Source organism: Bacillus nitratireducens (genome assembly GCF_036320425.1).
Lineage (GTDB): Bacteria > Bacillota > Bacilli > Bacillales > Bacillaceae_G > Bacillus_A > Bacillus_A nitratireducens.
On the sequence record NZ_JAUMJO010000006.1, the window covers coordinates 247,760 to 268,823 of the forward strand.

The 21,064-nt window shown below is 37.0% G+C and carries 22 protein-coding genes, 12 tRNA genes and 4 riboswitches; of the genes, 2 read left to right on the forward strand and 32 right to left on the reverse strand.

What is annotated here, in order from left to right:
* Positions 1–8: 8 nt before the first annotated feature.
* From kdpDN to tenA, 18 genes are all read right to left on the reverse strand, one after another.
* Positions 9–1,163 carry a KdpD-like non-kinase potassium sensor gene (gene kdpDN / locus Q3V31_RS23205; RefSeq protein ID WP_080119853.1) on the reverse strand — a complete coding sequence of 385 codons (1,155 nt, stop codon included), beginning with the start codon at positions 1,161–1,163 and terminating at the stop codon, positions 9–11.
* Positions 1,164–1,219: 56 nt separating this feature from the next.
* Entirely contained in the window at positions 1,220–1,801 is a 582-nt protein-coding gene (kdpC, locus tag Q3V31_RS23210; protein WP_016128728.1) for a K(+)-transporting ATPase subunit C, read from the reverse strand.
* A 17-nt stretch (positions 1,802–1,818) separates the two neighbouring features.
* The gene (gene kdpB / locus Q3V31_RS23215) at positions 1,819–3,909 is read right to left on the reverse strand and encodes a potassium-transporting ATPase subunit KdpB (protein WP_016128727.1); all 2,091 of its coding nucleotides are present in this window, start codon (positions 3,907–3,909) and stop codon (positions 1,819–1,821) included.
* A 13-nt stretch (positions 3,910–3,922) separates the two neighbouring features.
* Positions 3,923–5,590 carry a potassium-transporting ATPase subunit KdpA gene (gene kdpA / locus Q3V31_RS23220; RefSeq protein WP_000638365.1) on the reverse strand — a complete coding sequence of 556 codons (1,668 nt, stop codon included), beginning with the start codon at positions 5,588–5,590 and terminating at the stop codon, positions 3,923–3,925.
* 19 nt (positions 5,591–5,609) lie between these two features.
* Positions 5,610–5,690 (reverse strand): K(+)-transporting ATPase subunit F, encoded by an 81-nt coding sequence (gene kdpF, locus Q3V31_RS23225; RefSeq protein ID WP_000150656.1) that lies wholly within the window; start codon positions 5,688–5,690, stop codon positions 5,610–5,612.
* The gene (locus Q3V31_RS23230) at positions 5,687–5,791 is read right to left on the reverse strand and encodes a SipW-dependent-type signal peptide-containing protein (RefSeq protein ID WP_000887888.1); all 105 of its coding nucleotides are present in this window, start codon (positions 5,789–5,791) and stop codon (positions 5,687–5,689) included. Before Q3V31_RS23230 ends, kdpF begins: the two co-directional genes overlap by 4 nt.
* Before the next feature lie 95 nt (positions 5,792–5,886).
* A riboswitch (cyclic di-AMP (ydaO/yuaA leader) is annotated at positions 5,887–6,032 on the reverse strand.
* 259 nt (positions 6,033–6,291) lie between these two features.
* Positions 6,292–6,522 (reverse strand): hypothetical protein, encoded by a 231-nt coding sequence (locus Q3V31_RS23235; RefSeq protein WP_000866317.1) that lies wholly within the window; start codon positions 6,520–6,522, stop codon positions 6,292–6,294.
* A 16-nt stretch (positions 6,523–6,538) separates the two neighbouring features.
* Entirely contained in the window at positions 6,539–6,925 is a 387-nt protein-coding gene (locus Q3V31_RS23240; RefSeq protein WP_000424065.1) for a hypothetical protein, read from the reverse strand.
* Positions 6,926–7,018: 93 nt separating this feature from the next.
* Positions 7,019–7,166: riboswitch (cyclic di-AMP (ydaO/yuaA leader) on the reverse strand.
* Between the two features lie 557 nt (positions 7,167–7,723).
* Positions 7,724–8,545, reverse strand: a complete 822-nt coding sequence (thiD, locus tag Q3V31_RS23245) for a bifunctional hydroxymethylpyrimidine kinase/phosphomethylpyrimidine kinase (protein ID WP_141435236.1) — start codon at positions 8,543–8,545, stop codon at positions 7,724–7,726.
* Positions 8,546–8,551: 6 nt separating this feature from the next.
* The gene (thiF, locus tag Q3V31_RS23250; RefSeq protein WP_016128724.1) at positions 8,552–9,571 is read right to left on the reverse strand and encodes a thiazole biosynthesis adenylyltransferase ThiF; all 1,020 of its coding nucleotides are present in this window, start codon (positions 9,569–9,571) and stop codon (positions 8,552–8,554) included.
* Complete coding sequence (gene thiG / locus Q3V31_RS23255; RefSeq protein WP_000931991.1) at positions 9,564–10,334, reverse strand: thiazole synthase; 771 nt, start codon at positions 10,332–10,334, stop codon at positions 9,564–9,566. Before thiG ends, thiF begins: the two co-directional genes overlap by 8 nt.
* Before the next feature lie 2 nt (positions 10,335–10,336).
* Complete coding sequence (thiS, locus tag Q3V31_RS23260) at positions 10,337–10,540, reverse strand: sulfur carrier protein ThiS (protein WP_001049509.1); 204 nt, start codon at positions 10,538–10,540, stop codon at positions 10,337–10,339.
* A 15-nt stretch (positions 10,541–10,555) separates the two neighbouring features.
* On the reverse strand, positions 10,556–11,665 hold the full coding sequence (gene thiO / locus Q3V31_RS23265; RefSeq protein ID WP_000335195.1) for a glycine oxidase ThiO: 1,110 nt from the start codon (positions 11,663–11,665) through the stop codon (positions 10,556–10,558).
* The gene (gene tenI, locus Q3V31_RS23270; RefSeq protein ID WP_016128723.1) at positions 11,658–12,278 is read right to left on the reverse strand and encodes a thiazole tautomerase TenI; all 621 of its coding nucleotides are present in this window, start codon (positions 12,276–12,278) and stop codon (positions 11,658–11,660) included. Before tenI ends, thiO begins: the two co-directional genes overlap by 8 nt.
* 10 nt (positions 12,279–12,288) lie before the next feature.
* On the reverse strand, positions 12,289–13,290 hold the full coding sequence (locus Q3V31_RS23275; RefSeq protein WP_000771331.1) for an ABC transporter substrate-binding protein: 1,002 nt from the start codon (positions 13,288–13,290) through the stop codon (positions 12,289–12,291).
* Positions 13,287–14,039, reverse strand: a complete 753-nt coding sequence (locus Q3V31_RS23280) for an ABC transporter permease (protein ID WP_033658277.1) — start codon at positions 14,037–14,039, stop codon at positions 13,287–13,289. The genes Q3V31_RS23275 and Q3V31_RS23280 overlap by 4 nt, the downstream gene beginning before the upstream one ends.
* Complete coding sequence (locus tag Q3V31_RS23285) at positions 14,039–14,788, reverse strand: ABC transporter ATP-binding protein (RefSeq protein WP_001256819.1); 750 nt, start codon at positions 14,786–14,788, stop codon at positions 14,039–14,041. The genes Q3V31_RS23280 and Q3V31_RS23285 overlap by 1 nt, the downstream gene beginning before the upstream one ends.
* Positions 14,757–15,452 (reverse strand): thiaminase II, encoded by a 696-nt coding sequence (gene tenA, locus Q3V31_RS23290; RefSeq protein WP_000666826.1) that lies wholly within the window; start codon positions 15,450–15,452, stop codon positions 14,757–14,759. The genes Q3V31_RS23285 and tenA overlap by 32 nt, the downstream gene beginning before the upstream one ends.
* 82 nt (positions 15,453–15,534) lie before the next feature.
* Positions 15,535–15,637, reverse strand: a riboswitch (TPP riboswitch).
* Positions 15,638–15,697: 60 nt separating this feature from the next.
* Positions 15,698–15,809: riboswitch (TPP riboswitch) on the reverse strand.
* Positions 15,810–16,068: 259 nt separating this feature from the next.
* On the opposite strand from tenA, the gene Q3V31_RS23295 reads away from it, so the two are divergent.
* Entirely contained in the window at positions 16,069–17,229 is a 1,161-nt protein-coding gene (locus tag Q3V31_RS23295; RefSeq protein ID WP_016128721.1) for an SH3 domain-containing protein, read from the forward strand.
* A 5-nt stretch (positions 17,230–17,234) separates the two neighbouring features.
* Positions 17,235–17,573, forward strand: coding sequence for a hypothetical protein (locus Q3V31_RS23300; protein ID WP_016128720.1), 339 nt, complete (start codon positions 17,235–17,237; stop codon positions 17,571–17,573).
* A 240-nt stretch (positions 17,574–17,813) separates the two neighbouring features.
* Here Q3V31_RS23300 and Q3V31_RS23305 read toward each other — a convergent pair whose 3' ends face one another.
* The 14 genes from Q3V31_RS23305 to Q3V31_RS23370 all read right to left on the reverse strand — a co-directional run bounded on the left by Q3V31_RS23305 (position 17,814) and on the right by Q3V31_RS23370 (position 21,023).
* Positions 17,814–18,965 carry a DUF3965 domain-containing protein gene (locus Q3V31_RS23305; RefSeq protein ID WP_016128719.1) on the reverse strand — a complete coding sequence of 384 codons (1,152 nt, stop codon included), beginning with the start codon at positions 18,963–18,965 and terminating at the stop codon, positions 17,814–17,816.
* 421 nt (positions 18,966–19,386) lie between these two features.
* Positions 19,387–19,806, reverse strand: a complete 420-nt coding sequence (locus Q3V31_RS23310) for a CBS domain-containing protein (RefSeq protein ID WP_000199003.1) — start codon at positions 19,804–19,806, stop codon at positions 19,387–19,389.
* Positions 19,807–19,936: 130 nt separating this feature from the next.
* Positions 19,937–20,008: transfer RNA gene (locus tag Q3V31_RS23315), tRNA-Glu, on the reverse strand.
* Between the two features lies 1 nt (position 20,009).
* A tRNA-Asn gene (locus Q3V31_RS23320) sits at positions 20,010–20,084 on the reverse strand.
* 10 nt (positions 20,085–20,094) lie between these two features.
* Positions 20,095–20,171 (reverse strand) — tRNA-Ile (locus Q3V31_RS23325).
* A gap of 9 nt (positions 20,172–20,180) precedes the next feature.
* Positions 20,181–20,251, reverse strand: a tRNA-Trp gene (locus Q3V31_RS23330).
* Positions 20,252–20,257: 6 nt separating this feature from the next.
* Positions 20,258–20,330 (reverse strand) — tRNA-Thr (locus Q3V31_RS23335).
* Between the two features lie 10 nt (positions 20,331–20,340).
* Positions 20,341–20,416, reverse strand: a tRNA-Phe gene (locus tag Q3V31_RS23340).
* A gap of 8 nt (positions 20,417–20,424) precedes the next feature.
* A tRNA-Asp gene (locus tag Q3V31_RS23345) sits at positions 20,425–20,500 on the reverse strand.
* 2 nt (positions 20,501–20,502) lie between these two features.
* A tRNA-Met gene (locus tag Q3V31_RS23350) sits at positions 20,503–20,579 on the reverse strand.
* Positions 20,580–20,603: 24 nt separating this feature from the next.
* A tRNA-Ser gene (locus Q3V31_RS23355) sits at positions 20,604–20,696 on the reverse strand.
* Between the two features lie 54 nt (positions 20,697–20,750).
* Positions 20,751–20,843 (reverse strand) — tRNA-Ser (locus tag Q3V31_RS23360).
* A gap of 18 nt (positions 20,844–20,861) precedes the next feature.
* Positions 20,862–20,934: transfer RNA gene (locus Q3V31_RS23365), tRNA-Ala, on the reverse strand.
* Positions 20,935–20,949: 15 nt separating this feature from the next.
* Positions 20,950–21,023, reverse strand: a tRNA-Pro gene (locus tag Q3V31_RS23370).
* Between the last annotated feature and the right edge of the window lie 41 nt (positions 21,024–21,064).

The following is a 21,064-nucleotide window of genomic DNA, read 5'->3' on the forward strand; positions in this document are numbered from 1 at the left end:
ATGGTCTCTTAAGCTCTTTGATCAGCAACGATATGAATATCAATATACTTCGTTTGTCTCATAATTTCATTTACAATAGAACCTTTTCGTATTTCTTCCCACCGTGTTCTCGCCGATTGCCCAAGTAAAACTTGTGTCACCTGTAGTCTTTTTGCAACTTCAATAATAACATCAGCGGGCTTTCTTCCCTTTGCTTCTTCTAATACAAAGCTCGCATCAAATTGATTCGTTAGCGATTTCCACTCTTCAATTGTTTGCTTTTTCCCTGCTGAAAGGGAATCTATATTTTCCCTTTCTACGTTTAACACATACAATTCAGCGTTTAACCGATCGGCCATGCGCCAACCTCTCCGTATTAATTTCTCTGCTGTTGAACTGTATTGTACACAAACGAGAATTTTTTCTTTCACCCCAATCGGTTCTATAACTGTTTGGCTAATTTTATCATCCATATCATCTGCAACTTCACGAAGCGACAATTCCCTTAGTGCCCCTAAATTATTAAGCGTAAAGAAGTTTTGTAAGCTTTGCTTTATTTTTTCTTCCTTATATATCTTTCCATCAACTAATCTCTTCCGGAGTACCTCAGGTGTTGCATCAACAAGTTGAATTTCATTTGCTTTTTGCAAAATAAAATCTGGAATACGCTCTCTTACTTTTACATTCGTAATTTGAGCTACAATGTCATGAACACTTTCTAAATGTTGAATATTAAATGCTGATAATACTGATATACCAGCCTCTAGCAATTCTTGAACATCCATATAACGCTTCTTATTTTTAGATCCAGGAATATTACTATGCGCGAGTTCATCCACTACAACTACTTGCGGCGCACGCTTTATAATTCCTTCCACATCAAGCTCATAAAATCCCTTTCCTTTATAATCTATTTCTTTTAAAGGGACTTTTTCTAAATCAGCAATTGCTTCTTCCGTCTCGATTCTGCCGTGCGTTTCAATTAAACCAATGACAATATCAATACCATCTTTTTTCATCTCTCTTGCATCAAAGAGCATTTTATAACTTTTCCCTACTCCTGGAGCTGCTCCTACATATAGCTTTAACTTCCCCCGATTTTGCTGACGAATATATTCTAAATATTCCTCTGGCGTTCGCCTTTGAAACGTTGGTTTATAGTCATCCGCATACAAAATACTCACAACCTTTCTTTCGAAACAACACTACCTCAATCCTTTAGATTGAGGTAGCACTGTTACTATTTCATTAGTTTCTGTAATTCTAAATTTAACTTTAAGACGTTCACGCGATCTTCTCCAAACAAACCAAGTGCAGCACCTTCCGTTTGATCCTTAATCAATTGATCTAGATTTTCTTTCGGAATATTCGTTATTTTCGAGATGCGATCCACCTGTACGGAAGCCGCCTTCGGACTAATATCAGGATCAAGCCCTGAACCTGAATTCGTCACTAAATCTATCGGCACTTCTGTAACTGGAATGGTTGGATTTTGTTTTTTCCAGTCTTCAATACTTTTCTCAACTCGTTTTGCTAAATCTGGATTAGACGGTGCATAGTTATTTGAACCAGACGCTTCTGCTTTATATTCTATACTAGAGACACGCCCATGAAAATAACGTGGATCTGTGAAATTTTGACCGATTAATTTTGAACCAACTACTTCATCCTCATCATTATATATAAGACTTCCATCCGCATTATCCTTCATTACCGCTTGCGCAATACCGGTTACAATAAGCGGGTATACAATGCCACACAAGACTAAGAACGTAAAAGTAATACGAATAATTGGTGAAAATATACTTTGTTTTTTCGCCATCTTTTTTCCCCTCTTCCTTATATGAACAGACCGACGATCATATCAATTACTTTAATTCCAATGAACGGAACGATAACTCCACCAAGCCCGTAAATAAGTAAGTTTCGGCTAAGTAGTGCATTCGAACTCATCGGTTTATATGCGATACCTTTCATCGCTAGCGGAATGAGTAATGGAATAATAACCGCATTAAATATTAATGCTGATAAGATTGCTGAAAGCGGTGATGTTAATTTCATAATGTTTAATGCTTCCATTTGCGGAATCGCAAGTGTAAACATTGCTGGAATGATTGCAAAATATTTTGCAATATCGTTCGCAATACTAAACGTCGTTAACGCACCACGTGTCATTAACAATTGCTTACCGATTCCTACAACCTCAATAATTTTCGTTGGATTCGAATCTAAATCGATCATATTTGCTGCTTCTTTCGCAGCTGTCGTACCACTATTCATTGCTAATCCAACATCAGCTTGCGCTAATGCCGGGGCATCATTTGTACCATCGCCGGTCATCGCTACAAGTTTCCCTTTATCTTGCTCTGCTTTAATAACTGCAATTTTATCTTCTGGTTTACACTCAGCAACGAATTCATCTACCCCTGCTTCTTTTGCGATTGTTGCTGCTGTTAATGGGTTATCCCCTGTACACATAACCGTTTTAATCCCCATTTGGCGCAATTGTTCAAAACGCTCACGCATACCGGGTTTTACTGTATCTTTTAAATAGATTAAACCGTAAATACGATTATCCACTGCAACTACAAGTGGGGTCCCGCCCTCTTTTGAAATGAAATCTGCTTTTTGATTCACATCTTTCGGGATCATTCCACCTTGTGATTGAACCCATTCAATCACGCTACCTACAGCACCTTTTCTCACTTTCGTTCCGTCTTTTAAATCAACACCACTCATTCTCGTTTCTGCTTTAAACGGAACAAATTCACCTTGTTCGGCAAGTTCTCTATTATATGATATAGATTTCGTTTGTACATATTCTATAACTGATCGACCTTCTGGTGTTTCATCTAAAACTGAACTAATTGCTGCCCACTTTCCTACTTGTTCAATCGTTTCATTACCTACAGGGAGCAGTGTATGTGCCATCCGGTTCCCGAAAGTAATCGTACCTGTTTTATCTAAAATAATTGTATTAATATCACCCGCAGCTTCTACTGCTTTACCCGACATCGCTAATACATTAAACTTTGTCACACGGTCCATCCCGGCAATACCAATCGCTGATAATAGCCCACCAATTGTCGTTGGAATTAAACAAACTAACAACGCTACAAGTACAGCTGTATCAATTTGAAATCCTAAATAATTTGTAAATATCGGCAACGTCACAACAACGATTAAGAAAATAAGCGTTAAACTCATTAATACTGTATTTAAAGCAATCTCATTCGGCGTCTTTTGACGAGCAGCTCCTTCTACTAAAGAAATCATTTTATCAATAAATGATTCACCAGGGTTACTCGTAATTACAATCGTAATCTCATCACTTACGACCATCGTACCGCCTGTTACTGAACAAAAATCGCCGCCCGCCTCTTTTATTACAGGAGCTGATTCCCCTGTAATTGCAGATTCATCGACAGACGCTAAACCTTTAATTACTTCACCATCATTTGGAATCATTTCTCCTTGTTTTACAATAACAACGTCACCTTTTCTCAGATCAGTTGCTGAAACTTGAACAATATCTCCATTTTCTTTTACAACATTTGCAAACACATCTTTCTTCGATTGTTTTAAAGAATCGGCTTGCGCTTTACCACGACCTTCAGCTAACGCTTCTGCAAAGTTAGCAAATAAAACTGTAAATAATAGAATGAGAGAAACTGTTATATTAAACCATCCTGGTACACTACTAGAACGACTTGGAAGAAACGATAAAATGAACGTAATGATAAATCCAATTTCCACAACGAACATAATCGGATTCTTTATCATTACTTTCGGATTCAATTTCGCAAAGGATTGTTTCATCGCATGTGTCACGATATCACGATCCATCGTTTTCGCTTGTCTAACCTCATCTTCTACAACATGTATTTGTGATTCATTTACTCTTTTTTCTTTTACTACTACCGGTCTCATCATTTACCCTCCATTACTTCAATGTAAGAAATTCTGCAATTGGGCCAAGTACTAACATCGGGAAGAATGTTAACGCACCGACGATTACAATCGTTCCGATGAAAATACCACCAAATAAACTATTATCCGTACGGAATGTTCCGACTGTTTCTGGTACTACCGTCTTCTCTTTCAGTGAAGCTGCAACAGCTAGCATCGTAATTAAACTGAAATAGCGTCCTAAAAACATAACTAAACCAGTCGTAATATTCCAAAACGGTGTATTATCTGCTAATCCTTCAAATCCGGATCCGTTATTCGCAGCTGACGATGTGTATTCATATACAACTTGCGTTAAACCGTGGAAACCTGAATGAGAAATTGCATCCGTTCCTAAGCTTGTTGAAAGAGCTAATGCTGAAAACCCTAAAATAAGCAATGGATGAAATAAAATCGTTACCGCAATCAATTTCATTTCCTTACCTTCAATTTTCTTACCTAAAAACTCCGGTGTCCGTCCAACCATTAAACCAGATATAAAGACTGCAATAATTGCATACATAATAATGTTCACAAAACCTGCTCCAACACCGCCGTATACTGTATTTAACATCATATTTACGAGTGGAACTAGACCACCAATTGGTGTTAACGTATCATGCATCGTATTAACAGCCCCTGTTTCAGCAGCTGTCGTTACTGTCGCATAAAGGGAAGAAAATACTGTTCCAAATCGTACTTCTTTTCCTTCTGTACTTCCTTGTACATGTTCGATACCCATTCCATTTAACGCTGGATTTCCATGTAATTCAGATGTCGTAATCGTTATAAATCCTAGTAAAAACACCATGAATAGTGACACGAAAAGGATGCGACCTTGTTTTTTATTTCCTACCATTCGTCCGTACGTAAATGGAAGTGCTGTTGGCAATAACATCATAAGCATCATTTGCAAAATATTACTCATTTGTCCTGGATTTTCGAAAGGATGTGTAGAGTTTGCCCCGAAAAATCCTCCGCCGTTATTTCCAAGTTCCTTAATGGAAACGAATGATGCAACAGGCCCGCGTAATATACTTTGCTTCGCACCATCAATTGTTTGTGCTGTAACCGCCCCGTCTAACGTTTGTGGTACACCAAGTGCGACAAAGACTAGCGCCGCAATAAATGCGATAGGAAGAAAAACTCTCGTTAATGCTCTCGTAAAATCAACGAAAAAGTTACCAAGTTCTTTTCCAGCAAGTCCTCTTATAAACGCCATAACAAGTGCTAATGTCGTTGCTGGTGCCGCGAACATTAAAAATGTAATCCCAATTAATTGTGATAAATAAGACAAACCATTTTCACCGCTATAATGCTGTAAATTTGTATCAGCCATAAAACTAATTGCTGTATTAAAAGCGAGCGTAGGCTCCATTCCCTCAATATGCGCTGGATTTAGCGGCAGCACACCTTGTAATCTGAAAATGAAATATACGACGACAATCATAAATCCATTGAGTAACACCAATGATAATGCGTACTGTTTCCACGTTTGATTGTATTCTTTTACACCCGTAATTTTAAAAATAAGTTTTTCAAAAGGCCCGAATACTTTATCTAGCGTTTTGCTACCTTGAAAAGCTTTTTCTAAATAAATCCCCGTTGGCTTTGCTACTAAAATAAACAAGAGCATTGTAATAACGACTGCAACCCAAATCATAATGAATGATTCCCCCTAATTAAAACTTTTCTGGATTTAATAATGCGTACACTAAGTACACCGTAATCGCTGCAACAATAACCGATAAGGCAATCGTCATGATTGCTTCCCTTCTTTCACAACTTTATCTGACCAACTTGCCAGGCTTGCCATCGATGCGACTAATCCAACAAAAATCCCGATCATTACCACATCTAACATAACTACCCCTCACTTTTTGTTAAAATTTACCATCTTATTATCAAAAAAAGAACACTAAGCTCTACTTAGTGTTCGAAATGAACAACACAAAGTAAACCTCCTCTCTAAACGCTTACGAGGTTAGCTGTCGGATTCGGGCCTAAAGAGTAGCCCTACTTTCAAAATTGAAAGATTCACCCCAAGTGACAATGCACAAAATTGGTTCCCCCGCTCCATTTCTGGAACTCAGCGATTTTAGGTTTTTTTTGGAAATTTCATGAATGATTTATGAGAGTAAATATACTCCTCTATTTTTAACTTGTAAAGAGCTAAATTACTGAAAATAAGAAAATATCCATCTATTTAAACGCTTACATTGAGTGTTATTAATATTATTTCATCTGTTTTCTCGTCTTTTCTTTCTTTTTCACAGAAATGATCTTTTAAATACGAAATAAAAAGAGCGAATGGCATGAAGTGCATAGCTTGTTGCACTCAGCATTCGCTCTTTTTTTCACTATTTATTCTCCACGCAAAAACACGCGCAAATTTCTCCCGCGAATATAAACTTGTGACAATTCTGCATGTAGCTGCTCATATTCGATAACATCTGTTTTTAAATATAAAGCGTCTTTCGATGGCAATATAATATAGGGCCTTGGAAAAATAGGATCAAGCACCACCAATTCTTGTACTCGCTCTACCGATACCGCCCAGCGATTCGCTATATCTCCTAGTAACAACACCTTCATCTTCTTTTCCCCCGCCCTATTCAAAAAATAAAAAAGAAATATTATCACAATTCGTAAACACAACAAATTTAGCTCCCATTGTTTCATAGAGCCTCGCTGGATATCGTTTATTCCTTGTAACAACAGTAATAGGTGCCTGAAAAGAAAAGCGAATGTGTTCTGTAAAGAAGCTAACGATTGAAAGCTCATCCCCTAGTAAAATCACCTTCTTAATACATTCACAAATACTAGTAAAATCTTGCGCCTTACTACAGCTATAAGTCCAATCAAACCCACAATTCCTAACTTCAGCAGCTATCTCTTCATTTGCTGTAAAAATAATTAACTCATGCTGAAATGCTGCTAGCTCTCTTAAACTCTTTACCTTATTTTCTTCTCCAACGCAAATAAGCGTTAATTCCATGTACCTCATCCTCCTTAGCATAAAAGAACTCAAACATAGATTGATATTCTCCTATACTAATCAGACCGACGAAGTGATATATCCATCATGGCACCGCCCTCTCTCAAGACGCTTACGAAGTTAGCTGTCGGATTCGGGCTTTGAGAGTAGCCCTACTTTCAAAATTGAAAGATTCACCCCTAGTGACGACGCACCAATTGGTTCCTCCGCTCCATACATTTGGACTCAGCGTATTACAAAAAATGTATTCTGGCTGATATATTACTCCTGTATTTGGAAAAAGTAAACAATGTAAAATCCTTAAGATGGATTTTGCATTGTTGCTAGACATTATAAATATTTATATTCAATAGGGATTTTCATGAGTCGTATTGTAATAATACTAAATAAAGAAATGATTAAAAATTAAACGTGAAACGAGGATGCTATATGAACGAGGGTAAAAAGAATAATTTTATTAAAATAATAAACATTCTAGGTAATTCGTTACTTTTAACTCTAGCGATTTTAGTTACTATTACTAGTTATACTGAATTCCGTACTACACTAGAAATCATTTTTTTAATTTCTTGTTTGTTATTAATTTATAGTAAATACTTAAGTAATAATAAGAAAGCCATGATTCCATACCTTATATTTTTAATATTAATATCATCACACCTTTTATATACTTTATTTATCTAAAAGGACGCATTTAAACAAGATACCCCAATCAAATTCACTACCATATATTAAACTTCTATTAATCATTAACGTTAATAACCAGTGAGGATATAGCCCCACTGGTTGAATTTTCACTTATGCTTGTGTTTTATTCAATTTATATGCAAAATGATTCGTCGGCCCATGACCACTTCCAATATTCAATGGCTCTTCAATCGCTATACTAATAAATTGTTTCGCCTCTTGAACTGCCTCTTCAGTTGAATACCCTTTAGCAAGTCCTGCTGTAACTGCAGACGCAAATGTACACCCACTTCCGTGCGTTTGCTTCGAAGGAATTCGTTCACTTCTAAATTCAATAAACTCTTCTCCATCAAAGAGGAAATCGATTACTTCATTACCTTGATATTCTGCATGCCCGCCCTTCATAAGCACATATTTAGCACCTAATTCATGCAATACTTTCGCAGCTTCTTTACTATCGTCTATATTATGAATCTCCATCCCAGTTAACACTTCTGCTTCAGGAACATTCGGTGTTACAACAGTTGCTAGTGGCAATAAATATTCTTTTAATGCTTGTACTGCTTCTTGTTGTAATAATGATGCTCCGCCTTTTGCAATCATAACAGGATCTAGTACAATATTATTCCAGCCGAATCTTTTAATATGTTCTGCAACAATTTGAATAATTTCACTACTAAATAACATTCCTAGTTTTACAGCATCTGGCGTTAAATCCGTACCAATTGAATTCAGCTGTTCCGTAATTCCTTCTAAAGAAACAGGATATACCCCTTGAACGCCAAGCGTATTTTGAGCAGTAATTGCTGTAATAGCCGTCATTCCATACACACCAAGCTCTTGGAAAGTTTTTAAATCTGCTTGAATGCCAGCGCCGCCTCCGCTATCAGACCCTGCAATTGTTAAAGCTTTATTCACTTTCATCCCACTCATCCTTTTCTACCCAAAATAGCGATGATAAATTGTTTTCGCTTCGCTTATATCTTTCGTTCCATGTACAAGTACACGGCCATCTTTAAAAGCCACTAATCTCTTTTCTTCAACCGAAAATGATAATAAATATGGATTTACATTCAAATCATTCACGCGATCATTCAGCAATTTTTTATATTGTTCAAAATCCATTTCCTCTTTATGAGGTGGTCTAATTTGAACTGTATTTCTCCCACATAACACTGCTGTTTTTGAAGTGTTTTCTTTATTTAAATACGGATATATTGCCTGTTCACCACACGATAGACAATTATGTTTACGAAGCTTTTGCACATTCATACATGAATATTCATTTTTCCATACATCAAATGATACAAGTCCCTCTCGAAGTGATTCGTAATCTTCCACTAACAGTTTAAGAGCTTCCGTTACTTGATGAGAAACGACAAGAGATACAGCAGGTGATATAATACCCGCTGTATCACATGTCGCTCCGCCAAGCGGAATCGATTGTAATAAACAAGATAAACATGGCGTTTTGTCTGGAAGAATCGTGTAAGAAAGGCCGTAACTCCCTACACATGCCCCGTAAACCCATGGAATAGAATATTTTTTCGATATATCATTCACAATGAAACGTGTTTCGAAATTGTCAGTCGCATCGATGATTACATCAACATTTGTAACGAGTTCTTCTAACTCTTCAGCCGTTACATCCTGAACGAGAGCTTCTACTCGTACTTCACTATTAATCTCTTCTAGACGTTTCTTTGCCGCTACAGCCTTCGGAAGATTATTCTCTACATCACTCTCTGCATACAATTGCTGCCTTTGTAAATTACTCCAATCGACATAATCACGGTCAACAATTGTTACTTGACCAACGCCTGCTCTTACAAACATCTCTGCGTTTGCACTACCTAATGCGCCTGCACCAATAATGAGTACATGCTTTTCTCTTATCTTTCGTTGCCCTTCTTCTCCAATTGGAGAAAATAATTCTTGGCGAGAATATCGATTATTCAACTACACTCATTCCTTCTAAAGGACTACTTGCTGTTGCACAACGTTTACGTGCAATACGACCTGCTTCAAACCCTAATCGTCCTGCCTCAATACCTAATTTCATTGCGTATGCCATTTTAATAGGATCGTTTGCTCCAGATACTGCTGTATTTAATAACACACCATCCGCTCCTAATTCCATTGCAAATGCTGCATCGGCTGGACTACCAATACCAGCGTCAACAATAACTGGTACTGTCGCTTGTTCAATAATGAAACTTAAATTTAATGGATTTACAATACCAAGCCCTGAACCAATCGGTGATGCTCCTGGCATAATCGCGTGTACACCAAGTTCTTGTAATTTACGTGCTAATACAACATCATCAGATGTATACGGAAGTACGATAAATCCTTCTTCTAGTAACATTTCAGATGCCTTTAACGTTTCTACTGGATCAGGTAATAACGTTCTATCATCACCAATAACTTCTACTTTGATCATATCGCAAAGCCCCGAAGCTTTTGCTAATTTCGCAATTCGAACAGCTTCTTCAGCATTTTTTGCTCCTGCGGTATTCGGTAATAACTTATATTTTTTTACATCAAGTTTCTCTAATAAATTCGGCTGCTTCGCATCGAATATATCCATACGACGTACTGCAAACGTTAAAACCTCAGCCTCAGATACATCAATTGCCTTTTGCTGTACATCAAAATCAGGGAATTTTCCTGTTCCTAATAAAAGTCTAGAATGAAATGAAAATGGTCCAATGTTTAACATAATCAACCGCCTCCTACGAAAGTTACAATCTCAATTTGGTCTCCATCAAAAACAGATGTATCGTTATGATCATCTTTTTGTAAAATATCTTTATTACGTTCTACTACAACAATTCTGTTATCTAATTCTAAATGTGTAAGTAACCCAGCTACTGTTTTTACACTCTCTGGCACTTCAATTTGGTTACCATTAATTTTTAAATTCAAACTTCCATCCCCTTTCTAAACTGTTTTAGAAAGCAATGAATCTAGCAAGTGATTCTCCTGCTTTCCTTCTATTAAATCAGCCATATACTGACCAGAAACAGGACTTAATAAAATGCCATTTCGATAATGTCCAGTACAAGCATATAAACCTTTTATTTCTTCATGCTCTCCCATATAAGGAGCTTCGTGATTAGACTGCGGTCTTAACCCAGCCCACGTACTTTCCCATTCTGCTTCTTTTAAAGCCGGCAATATTGTATAAGCACGCTCTAATATAGAAGTAATACTTTCTGGTTGCACAGTTTTATTAAACGTACGAGGCTTCATCGTTGCTCCAATTACGTAACGCCCACCGCGCTTCGGTGTAATATAAAAACGTTCTTGGAAAATAGGAGCTTTCAAGAGCTGTTTCTTGCTTCTTACTGCAACAACTTCACCCTTCACAGGATACGTACCCCAATCACTATGGAAATACTGTAGTAATTTCGTACTCCATGCCCCTCCAGCAATAACGACTTTTTCGCATATGATTACACCTTCACTTGTAACAATCCCAGTCACTTTATCATTTTCAATTCGAATATCTAACACTTCTGTTTGTTCATATATATCAGCTCCAGAAAATGCCGCGGAGTGTGCGAATGCTTTCGTAAGCTCTGGTGCAATAACATGACCATCTTTTGGATAATATACTGCTCCTATAATTGATTCGGATAGAAACGGCTCTTTTTCTCGCAAACGATCACCCGTTAGAAAATAAGAATCTTCACCTGTTTTCTGTTGCCAATCCATAATATGAAGAATTCTTTCCTTCTCATCTTCATTTTGAGCAATGCGATAAATGCCTTTTTCTTCATACCCAATATCGATGCCTGTCTTTTCACGTAAAACTTCTGCAAGTTGTGGAAATATAGCACGGCTTTCTCTAGCAAGTTCAAACAACGGATCATATTCATCCCACTCTGCCTGAACCCCAAGTAAACCAGCAGCTGCTTTCGAAGCTTCAGATGCGATTCTTTGCTTCTCTATAATCGCTACTTTACGCCCTCTTTCTGCTAGAAAATGTGCAACCGAACTACCAATTACACCTCCGCCAATAATCGCTACATCATACTTCTTACACATGTTTTTCCGCCCACTTTCTTATTGATTCCTTATAAGATTTCGCCTTGCTATAGGGATTACTACTGCTTATAATCCCGGACATAACAGCAATGCCACTTACACCATTTGCAAGAACATCACCTGTATTTTCAGGAGTGATTCCACCAATTGCAGTTATTGGTATGGATAAACACCTTGCCATATCAGCAATTTCTTCTAATCCTCTTGCTGGCACATCTTTTTTACAAGCCGTTGGAAATACATGACCGTAAACGAGAGAATCCGCTCCATTTTTAAATGCCACTATCGCTTCATCTAAAGAATGTACTGAATAACCAACATGCAAATAAGAAAACTTTTCTTTTACTAACCTTACATCTGCACTTCGATATCCTAGCTGAACACGCGGAATATTTAATAAAATAGCAATATCAATTCGATCATTTATTACTATCTTCGATGCCGGAAAGCCTTTCTTCAAAAGACTTTCCATACCTTCATGCAATTCCTTCGTACTTTTCTCACGCTCACGAATATGCAAATAATCAATCTCACTCTCAATTTGCATCGCTACATTCACTAACTCTTCGAATGGCATATGGCCATTTGAGATTACATGGAGCTCATTTTTCATATTCACTCGCCTACTTTAAAATGTTTTCAAATAATTCATCGGCTGGAACAATTTCTTTCGTCATTCCTTTGTCTTTCAACCATTTGTTTTGTTTCTCCCATGACTCTTTTGAATCCGATAAGAATGGCTCATCTTTCGTTTCCATCTTCTCTAATAAAATTTTCATACTTTCTTTTTCAACTTCTGGTACAAGCGGGAAGTTTTCTTTTTCTTGATGATCTAATAAAATATTTAATGCTTCATCAGGTTTTTTCTTCATAAATTCATACCCTTTTTGTGCCCCACGTAAAAAGGCTTGCAATGCTTCTTTATCTTTTTTCAATGTTTTATCACCCGTTACAAACACAAGCTCATGGTAGTTCGGTACTCCGTAATCAGCTGGATTAAAGTATGCTGGTTCATGGCCCTCATGACGCATAACAGGTACTTCATGGTTAATGTATGCTCCTGTTACAGCATCTACTTTTTTCGTAATTAACGCTGGTACTAAATCAAATCCAACATCGACTACTTTTACTGTATCTGGATTACCACCATCTTCTTTTACCATCGTTTTTAAATATGCTTCACTTAAAGGAGTTCCAGAATATCCAACTGTCTTTCCTTCTAAGTCTTTAGGTGACTTAATACCTGCTGATTTCAGTGATACAACATGATTTAACGGCGAACGTACGACAGCTCCAATTGATTTCACTGGAATTTGTTCATTTGCTTTTGCCATGACAACATCTGGTTGATAATACAAACCAACTGTCACTTTCCCTGCTGCCGCTAGCGTTAATGGATCAGTCGGATTAGAAGGGAATTTAATATTCACCTTTACTCCTTCTTCTTTAAAGTATCCTTTTTCAATTGCCGTATAAATAAAGCTATGTACCGCATTTGGGTACCAATCAAGCATTACTGTTATTTCTTTTTCTGTTTTATTCTTATCTGATGCTGAATTACTCGAACATCCTGCAATCATTGCAACTAATAATGTAAACACAAAGATGCGTTTTAATAATTTCATGAATGTTTCCTCCAACTAATAAATTTCTTTTCTAATATGGAAATAAGTATGACGAAGAAAATAGCTAATAATGATAACAATACAATGGGTGCAAATACACCAGCTCCGTCTAACTGCGTCATCATTCTTTTACTGAAATATCCAAGCCCAGCTTGTGCACCGAGCCATTCTCCAATTGCTGCCCCTATCACACTAAGCGGAACTGCAATTTTTAACGCTGAGAAAAAGTAAGGAAGAGCAGATGGCAACTTTAGCTTTAGAAAAATATCTTTTTTCGTTGCACCATACGTAACTAAGAGCTCCTCCCACTCTTTCTTCGTACTACGCAGTCCATCATACGTATTGACCGCAATTGGGAAAAACGTAATTAAAACTGTGACAACAACCTTACTCCAAATGGTATATCCAAACCATAAAACAAATAGGGGCGCAAGTGCTGTAATCGGGATGGTTTGTGAAGCTATTAATAATGGGTAAAATGCTCTTTCCATCCACGTACTCGCATTCATTAACATTGCTAGCCCCACACCTAATACGATAGAAATAGCAACACCTATTAAAACGACGTATAACGTTGCCGGTAAATGAACCGTAAATAATATGTCTTTTAGTTTCCATATCTTCATTACAATTGCAGAAGGTGATGGCAAAATGTACATCTCATCTACAATTCTTGCTCCTACTTCCCACATAACGAGTAAAATACTAGAAAGTGTAAGAGCAGGAACTAATTCTTTCAAACGGTTCATCATACAAGTACCTGCCTTTGTAACATACTAAGGAGCTCATCTTTAAGCGCCAATACTTCAGGCCTATATAAATCCTTTCTTGTTCGGTTACGATCAAGCGGTACAATTCGCTCAGTTAAAGTTGCTATCGGTTGATTTTCTACAACGAAAATTCGATTAGAAAGAAACAATGCTTCTTCAACATCATGAGTGATAAATAAAATTGTTTTTTCCCACTCTTTCCATTGTTCAAACAACCATTCTTGCAAAGATGCCTTCGTTAAAGCGTCCAATGCGCTAAACGGTTCATCTAACAATAATATCTCCCCGCCCGTTAATAAAGTTCGGATAAAAGATACACGTTGTCTCATACCACCAGATAAATCTTTCGGATATTTCGCCTCGTATCCTTGTAACCCAAATTTATGTAACAGTTCTTTCGCTTTTACTTGCGCTTCTTTTTTCTGCACACCTTGGCACTCTAGCGGCAGGGCAGCATTCTCAATAATCGTCCTCCACGGCAAGAGCATATCTTTTTGGGGCATATACCCTACAGGGTGGCTCTTTGTTTCTGTCAGCTCTATCTGTCCAGTACTTGCTTCTTCTAAACCTGTAATAAGGCGAAATAAAGTACTTTTCCCGCATCCACTCGGTCCGATAATACTTACAAACTCTTTATCTTGTATAGAAGCATTTAATTCATTGATGATTGGTTTCTCATCATAATGAAAAGAAACATTATGAAACTGTAGTATGTTCTTGCTCCTCAAATCCCCACATCTCCTTACGATAGGACATATCCCAGAATAAATATTCAAATCGACTGGAATATAGGAAAATCTCCTCTAATCGATCTAGCTCTTTTTCAGACTTTCCAACTGCCATTTCATTTAATAAATCTATTAACCAAATACAAAGGTTACCGTATTCTTCAGAACTATATCCTTGAATCCACTCACCAAAGAACTCATGATCTCTTGCTCCAGGAATATCATTTAAACGCTTTCCAATCTCCCAGTAGCTCCACATACACGGAAGAAGTGCTGCTATTAATTCCGCAAGTGTGCCATTTTGAGATACAGACATCATGTAATTTGTATAAGCTAAATTTTTAGCAGATGGTTTTGCTGACTCTATCTCCTCTATAGAAATTCCAAGTCTTTTTGCATACTGTTTATGGATCGTCATTTCTCCATTTAATATTCCATCAATTTGTTCAGCAAATTTCCCCATTACTTGTGGATTTGTTGCCTTTACAACACCGATGGCATATAGCTTTGCATAATCTAACAAATATAAATAATCTTGAATAATATAATACTGAAACTTATCTTTTTCTAACGTGCCATCCCCCATACCTACTACAAACGGATGATTATGACTCATCTCCCAAACTGGTTGTACAGTTTCTAATAATCTATCGCAAAATTTCATTTCTATTTCCCCTTCCGATATATGTATCTAAATAAAAAACCACTTCTATATAAGAAGTGGTTACAGCAAATAAAATTATACATTTATTCGTTGTCCACTTCCCTTCGCTAGTATTACCTAGATCAGGTCTGTAAGGGTTAAGGATTATTCCTCTCTCAGCACATCAAGCACCCCTAGTGGTTTCAATATGAAATTTTCAAATAAAAAAGCCCCGTTTCTATACGCAAAGAAACGGGGACTCATTGTTAGTGTCCGAATTGCTTCCCTACGCTAGCATAATCTAGATCAGGTAATGAAAAGGATCAAAGGCTTACGGCCTACTCTCAGCTGGCAACACCAGCTCTCCTAGCAAACTATAAAATTATCACTGTCAGTATAACACTGTAATAAGACATCATCAACTGTTTTAATTTTCTTAATTATCCATTAAATATTAATGTGTTTAACAAATATAAATGCGATCCCACAAATGATATATACAATGTTTATTTACGAACCTCTCTTCTAACATTATTTTTATTGATTTCATATTACATTTATGTGAATACGACCAATATATTATATCTTTATACTATAATAAAATTACAACTATACAACTAGAGGAGGTCTTTATTACATGAATATGAAAGCTACAGCTTTAACAGCCACTACTATCGCAATTGCTTCTTTACTTCCTTCTATGGGAGAATCCAATATACAAACAGCTGCTGCTAAGCAACCATCTAAAGTAAAAACTGGATATGTAAAAATTGACAACGTTGCACTACATCAAAATAACCATGCAGACAGTGCAATAATTGACAACATTCGATTTAATAGCCCGGTTACTATTCTTGAGACAACTCAAGATTGGTATAAAGTATCTGTTAACAACAAAACAGGCTACATAAAAAAAGATGCAATTCTATTCAAAAAAAATGTTCAATCAAAGAATCAATATATCGTAAATGCAAACGCATTAAACGTTCGCTCTGAACCTAATACAGAGTCTTCTATTCTAGATATATTACCAAATGGTCAATTCATTACCATTCAAGGTGAACAAGGGGATTGGTACAAAATATTACATAACGGTCAAATTGGATACGTACAAAAAAACTTTGTATCTAATGGATCCATACCTCTAGTAAAAGGTGTAGCTGTACAAGGTTCACCTTCTTATACTGTTGCAACACCAAAATTAAATGTACGTAGCAACGCTAGTACAAGTAGCTCTCTACTTGGTTCGTTACAAAATGGTACACAAGTACAAGTAGTAGAAACGGTAGGTACTTGGTATAAAATTCGTTTTGGCACAGGATACGGATATGTAGCAAAACACTATGTAGTGCAACATCAAAATCAATCACAAACTAAAACAGCTCAACCTTCATCAATTCCAGCTGTTTTCAAATTTCCTACTCAAGGAAGAATTAGCTCAACTTTTGATATGCGCTGGGAACAAATGCATTATGGTATAGATATTGCAGCACAAGGCAACATCTCTATTCAAGCCGCTGCTGCAGGTAAAGTTGTGAAATCTTATTATTCGGCTAGCTACGGCAATGTCGTGTTCGTTGCCCATCAAATAAACGGGAAATTATATACAACAGTTTATGCTCATATGAAAGATCGTGCTGTACAAGTTGGGGATCAAGTACAAGCTGGACAATTAGTAGGTCATATGGGAAACACAGGTCATTCATACGGGCAACATCTTCATTTTGAATTACATAATGGAGAATGGAATTTTGAAAAAACAAATGCAGTAAATCCACTGCCATATTTAGTTAGGTAAATTGTATGCCACGTAATATCAATATACCTCTCATAATTGAATACTTAGCCTTTTTAGGCCTAATCTGTTGTTTAATCATTTATAATACGAACACTGTATTTTTATCTATTATTATTACTTTTGTTGCCTTAGAAATCATTATGGAAGCATTACAAATGCGGCTAAAACAAAAAATAGCGCATATTTATAATGCAATTTTTCTTTTGAGTGCTCTTATAACAAATATAATTAGTACTGGTTTTTATTTATCTACCATACTTCCTGTACTCTTTATAGGTGTTTTATTATTCATAGCTAGATACATTAATGTTCCTCATAACCAAAAACATGAACAAGAAGCTTAGAAAGAGGAGACACTGTGTACCAATCTTTCAAAGATAATCCAACGAAATATATACTGCATTTATATGAAAAAATGAATACTTTTTTTGGTATACAAGGAAGTTATACTGCACAAATTCTCCTTTATGGAATGTTATTTCTTATCTTAGTTACTTTCTCCTTGTTTTACTAACAAAAAAGGATCTCACATAAACTTGAGATCCTTTTTAATTTATATTAATTTTTAATATGTAAAATACGGTTTAACCACAAGCATATTTTTCATAAATAAAACTAAGATTATATTTTTTCTCTAAACTCATTCTTTGTTCATCATCGCACCAATAGAAAAGAATATCATGAATCGTTGCATAACGCTTATTTTTAAGAAATAGTTTAAAGAAAGATGGTAAACAATCATGTAATTGTATAAATATATAATTGCGTAGTATTTCTTCTTTGTATTCAATGCCCTTACAAATATAAAGTAATTCTTCACAATAATATGCATGTTGTGGAACTTGAATCATTTCAAAAAATGGTACATATGATAGCAACTTTCCAATAAAATGACCATATCGATCCATTACCCCTATCGTCATATGCTCCATCATTTCTTTCATCACATATAAATAATCATCTACATGCGTTGTCTTTAATGGATCTAATCGATCTGAAATTTGAGAAAGTACAGCTCTTTGACAAGCTAAAACTGCTTGACTTGGTCCATAATATGATAGAAAATCTGTACACTTACGATACTTTCGTAATAAGTCATGTGTATACAAATCATACACAAAGGTATTACAATACATTGCTAGATTCATCATATCACTATTTAATTGCTCTTTTGACAGTAGCTTAGCTCGCTTACACATATAAAAGAATGTAAATTCCAATACTTCTTTATGCGATAATAGATGTTTACAATCTGTTATACATTTCTCACTAAATTTAACTCGATTCCAAATTTCCACATCGCCATCTGTTAATTCACCAATACGATATTTAATAATTAAATAGTTTAAAGCAACCGCTTGCGTCAAAAGATCCCATGTTTCATATTCCAATGAAGTTTGGACAAATTCTTCTAGCCCCTGGCTTATCATAAAAGCATTTGCCTCTTCATACCAACCAATCTCTTGACATAAACGCAGAATACGTACTAAAGTTGGAATTTCATCTTTATGAAACTGCGGTAAACCCTTTATTTTTTTCATTCCATATACGATAAATGCCGCTAAATTTTCTTCTTTATAAAACTCTTTTTCTTTCCATACTAATATAGTTCGCTCTTTCCCTTCACCTTTTGGATGACAAGGCACAAGCAAAGAAAATAACTCAGCGAAATTGTTTGGTTCTATATATGTATCTGTAACCAAATTCCAATTTGGATCGCCCTGTACAGCCCTCATATAATTCCCCTTTCCTTTTTATCCCGCTATTTGCGGGCAGTAAGACCCCCACCTCAAAATTCTGCGAATGCGAGGAAGTTAGGTGGGAGATAAAGCTGCCCATAAAAGCCCGATTGGTTCAACTAATAATTATTTTGGGATGGCCCCCCAATAATTAAAGTTTCACTTTATCTACGTAGGAAATATTAATTCATTATCACATCATTAACAATGAATATTGTTATATTCAAATTCTATCATAATACTTATATCTATTAGTATATCATTTTTCCTCTTATTAAAAATTAGGAATAACAAATTTTTAATAAACTGTCGGAAATATTAACGCTATATTTATTATATAATGTCTCAGATACATCACGCTAACATATTAGTTTAATCCATATATACTAGAATAATGTATCTGATCTTTATACATACTTTATTCCATGTGCTCCGAGATTTCACTTAAAGCAAAGCCAGCTTGATCATCAGCCGATTCTCTTATAGCTAAATCACCTAGGGCTAGCATACCCACAAGTTGCCCACTCTCAACTACTGGTAAGCGTCTAATTTGATACTGTGCCATTAATTCTGTAGCTTTTTCAATCGAATCATCTGGAGAAACTGAAACAATGTTTGTTGTCATTATATTTGTAATTTTATTAGATCCAGGATGTTTTTCAGCAATCCCACGAACAACTAGGTCTCGATCAGTAACAAGCCCAACAACTTGTTCATTTTCAACAACAGGAATCAATCCAACCGATTCTTCCTTCATTTTTACAGCAGCCTCATATACATTGTCTAGCGGTGTACAATGTACAACATGAGTACTCATAAAGTCTCTCACTCGTGTCATTTTTGTCTCCTCCTTTTTATACATACCATAGCTTTTCCTAAATCCCTTTATTTATTTCAGGAAAATCAGTTGATAAAGAAGGATTCTACAAAATAAAAAAGAGTCAGCATATTGCTGACTCTTTTTTTTATGACCCGTACGGGATTCGAACCCGTGTTACCGCCGTGAAAGGGCGGTGTCTTAACCACTTGACCAACGGGCCATGGCTCCGCAGGTAGGACTCGAACCTACGACCGATCGGTTAACAGCCGATAGCTCTACCACTGAGCTACTGCGGAATAATATATATGGTGGGCCTAAATGGACTCGAACCATCGACCTCACGCTTATCAGGCGTGCGCTCTAACCAGCTGAGCTATAGGCCCATATACTTACAGGGGCAGTAGGAATCGAACCCACACTGGAGGTTTTGGAGACCTCAGTTCTACCTTTAAACTATGCCCCTAAATGATGCCGGCTAGAGGACTTGAACCCCCAACCTACTGATTACAAGTCAGTTGCTCTACCAATTGAGCTAAGCCGGCATAAAAAAAATGGTGGCTCGGGACGGAATCGAACCGCCGACACGAGGATTTTCAGTCCTCTGCTCTACCGACTGAGCTACCGAGCCAACATAAATGGCGGTCCCGACCGGGGTCGAACCGGCGATCTCCTGCGTGACAGGCAGGCATGTTAACCACTACACCACGGGACCATTGGTTGCGGGGACAGGATTTGAACCTGCGACCTTCGGGTTATGAGCCCGACGAGCTACCGTACTGCTCCACCCCGCGACGATATTATATTGTTTAAAAAAATGGAGGAGGTAGAGGGATTCGAACCCCCGCGCGACTCTCGCCGCCTGTCGGTTTTCAAGACCGATCCCTTCAGCCGAACTTGGGTATACCTCCATGAAGGAAAATCAATATTTTTTTATATGTAACTAAACCACTTTTTTAAAAAAATGGAGGAGGTAGAGGGATTCGAACCCCCGCGCGATTCTCACCGCCTGTCGGTTTTCAAGACCGATCCCTTCAGCCGAACTTGGGTATACCTCCGACATATAAAAAATAAAGTGGAGCCTAGCGGGATCGAACCGCTGACCTCCTGCGTGCAAGGCAGGCGCTCTCCCAGCTGAGCTAAGGCCCCATGTTTTTTGGAAAATCGGGAAGACAGGATTTGAACCTGCGACCCCCTGGTCCCAAACCAGGTGCTCTACCAAGCTGAGCCACTTCCCGTTAATAAAAGCGCGCCCGAGAGGAGTCGAACCCCTAACCTC

What these genes read in the sequence shown, in the direction of transcription:
- kdpC (WP_016128728.1), bottom strand. Translation starts at nt 1,801, where the DNA reads ATGGCGAAAAAACAAAGTATATTTTCACCAATTATTCGTATTACTTTT.
- kdpB (WP_016128727.1), bottom strand. Translation starts at nt 3,909, where the DNA reads ATGAGACCGGTAGTAGTAAAAGAAAAAAGAGTAAATGAATCACAAATA.
- kdpA (WP_000638365.1), bottom strand. Translation starts at nt 5,590, where the DNA reads ATGATTTGGGTTGCAGTCGTTATTACAATGCTCTTGTTTATTTTAGTA.
- kdpF (WP_000150656.1), bottom strand. Translation starts at nt 5,690, where the DNA reads ATGACGATTGCCTTATCGGTTATTGTTGCAGCGATTACGGTGTACTTA.
- Q3V31_RS23230 (WP_000887888.1), bottom strand. Translation starts at nt 5,791, where the DNA reads ATGTTAGATGTGGTAATGATCGGGATTTTTGTTGGATTAGTCGCATCG.
- Q3V31_RS23235 (WP_000866317.1), bottom strand. Translation starts at nt 6,522, where the DNA reads ATGAAGGTGTTGTTACTAGGAGATATAGCGAATCGCTGGGCGGTATCG.
- Q3V31_RS23240 (WP_000424065.1), bottom strand. Translation starts at nt 6,925, where the DNA reads ATGGAATTAACGCTTATTTGCGTTGGAGAAGAAAATAAGGTAAAGAGT.
- thiD (WP_141435236.1), bottom strand. Translation starts at nt 8,545, where the DNA reads ATGAGTGGGATGAAAGTGAATAAAGCTTTAACAATTGCAGGGTCTGAT.
- thiG (WP_000931991.1), bottom strand. Translation starts at nt 10,334, where the DNA reads ATGTTAAACATTGGACCATTTTCATTTCATTCTAGACTTTTATTAGGA.
- thiO (WP_000335195.1), bottom strand. Translation starts at nt 11,665, where the DNA reads ATGTGTAAGAAGTATGATGTAGCGATTATTGGCGGAGGTGTAATTGGT.
- tenI (WP_016128723.1), bottom strand. Translation starts at nt 12,278, where the DNA reads ATGAAAAATGAGCTCCATGTAATCTCAAATGGCCATATGCCATTCGAA.
- Q3V31_RS23275 (WP_000771331.1), bottom strand. Translation starts at nt 13,290, where the DNA reads ATGAAATTATTAAAACGCATCTTTGTGTTTACATTATTAGTTGCAATG.
- Q3V31_RS23280 (WP_033658277.1), bottom strand. Translation starts at nt 14,039, where the DNA reads ATGAACCGTTTGAAAGAATTAGTTCCTGCTCTTACACTTTCTAGTATT.
- tenA (WP_000666826.1), bottom strand. Translation starts at nt 15,452, where the DNA reads ATGAAATTTTGCGATAGATTATTAGAAACTGTACAACCAGTTTGGGAG.
- Q3V31_RS23295 (WP_016128721.1), top strand. Translation starts at nt 16,069, where the DNA reads ATGAATATGAAAGCTACAGCTTTAACAGCCACTACTATCGCAATTGCT.
- Q3V31_RS23300 (WP_016128720.1), top strand. Translation starts at nt 17,235, where the DNA reads ATGCCACGTAATATCAATATACCTCTCATAATTGAATACTTAGCCTTT.
- Q3V31_RS23305 (WP_016128719.1), bottom strand. Translation starts at nt 18,965, where the DNA reads ATGAGGGCTGTACAGGGCGATCCAAATTGGAATTTGGTTACAGATACA.
- Q3V31_RS23310 (WP_000199003.1), bottom strand. Translation starts at nt 19,806, where the DNA reads ATGACACGAGTGAGAGACTTTATGAGTACTCATGTTGTACATTGTACA.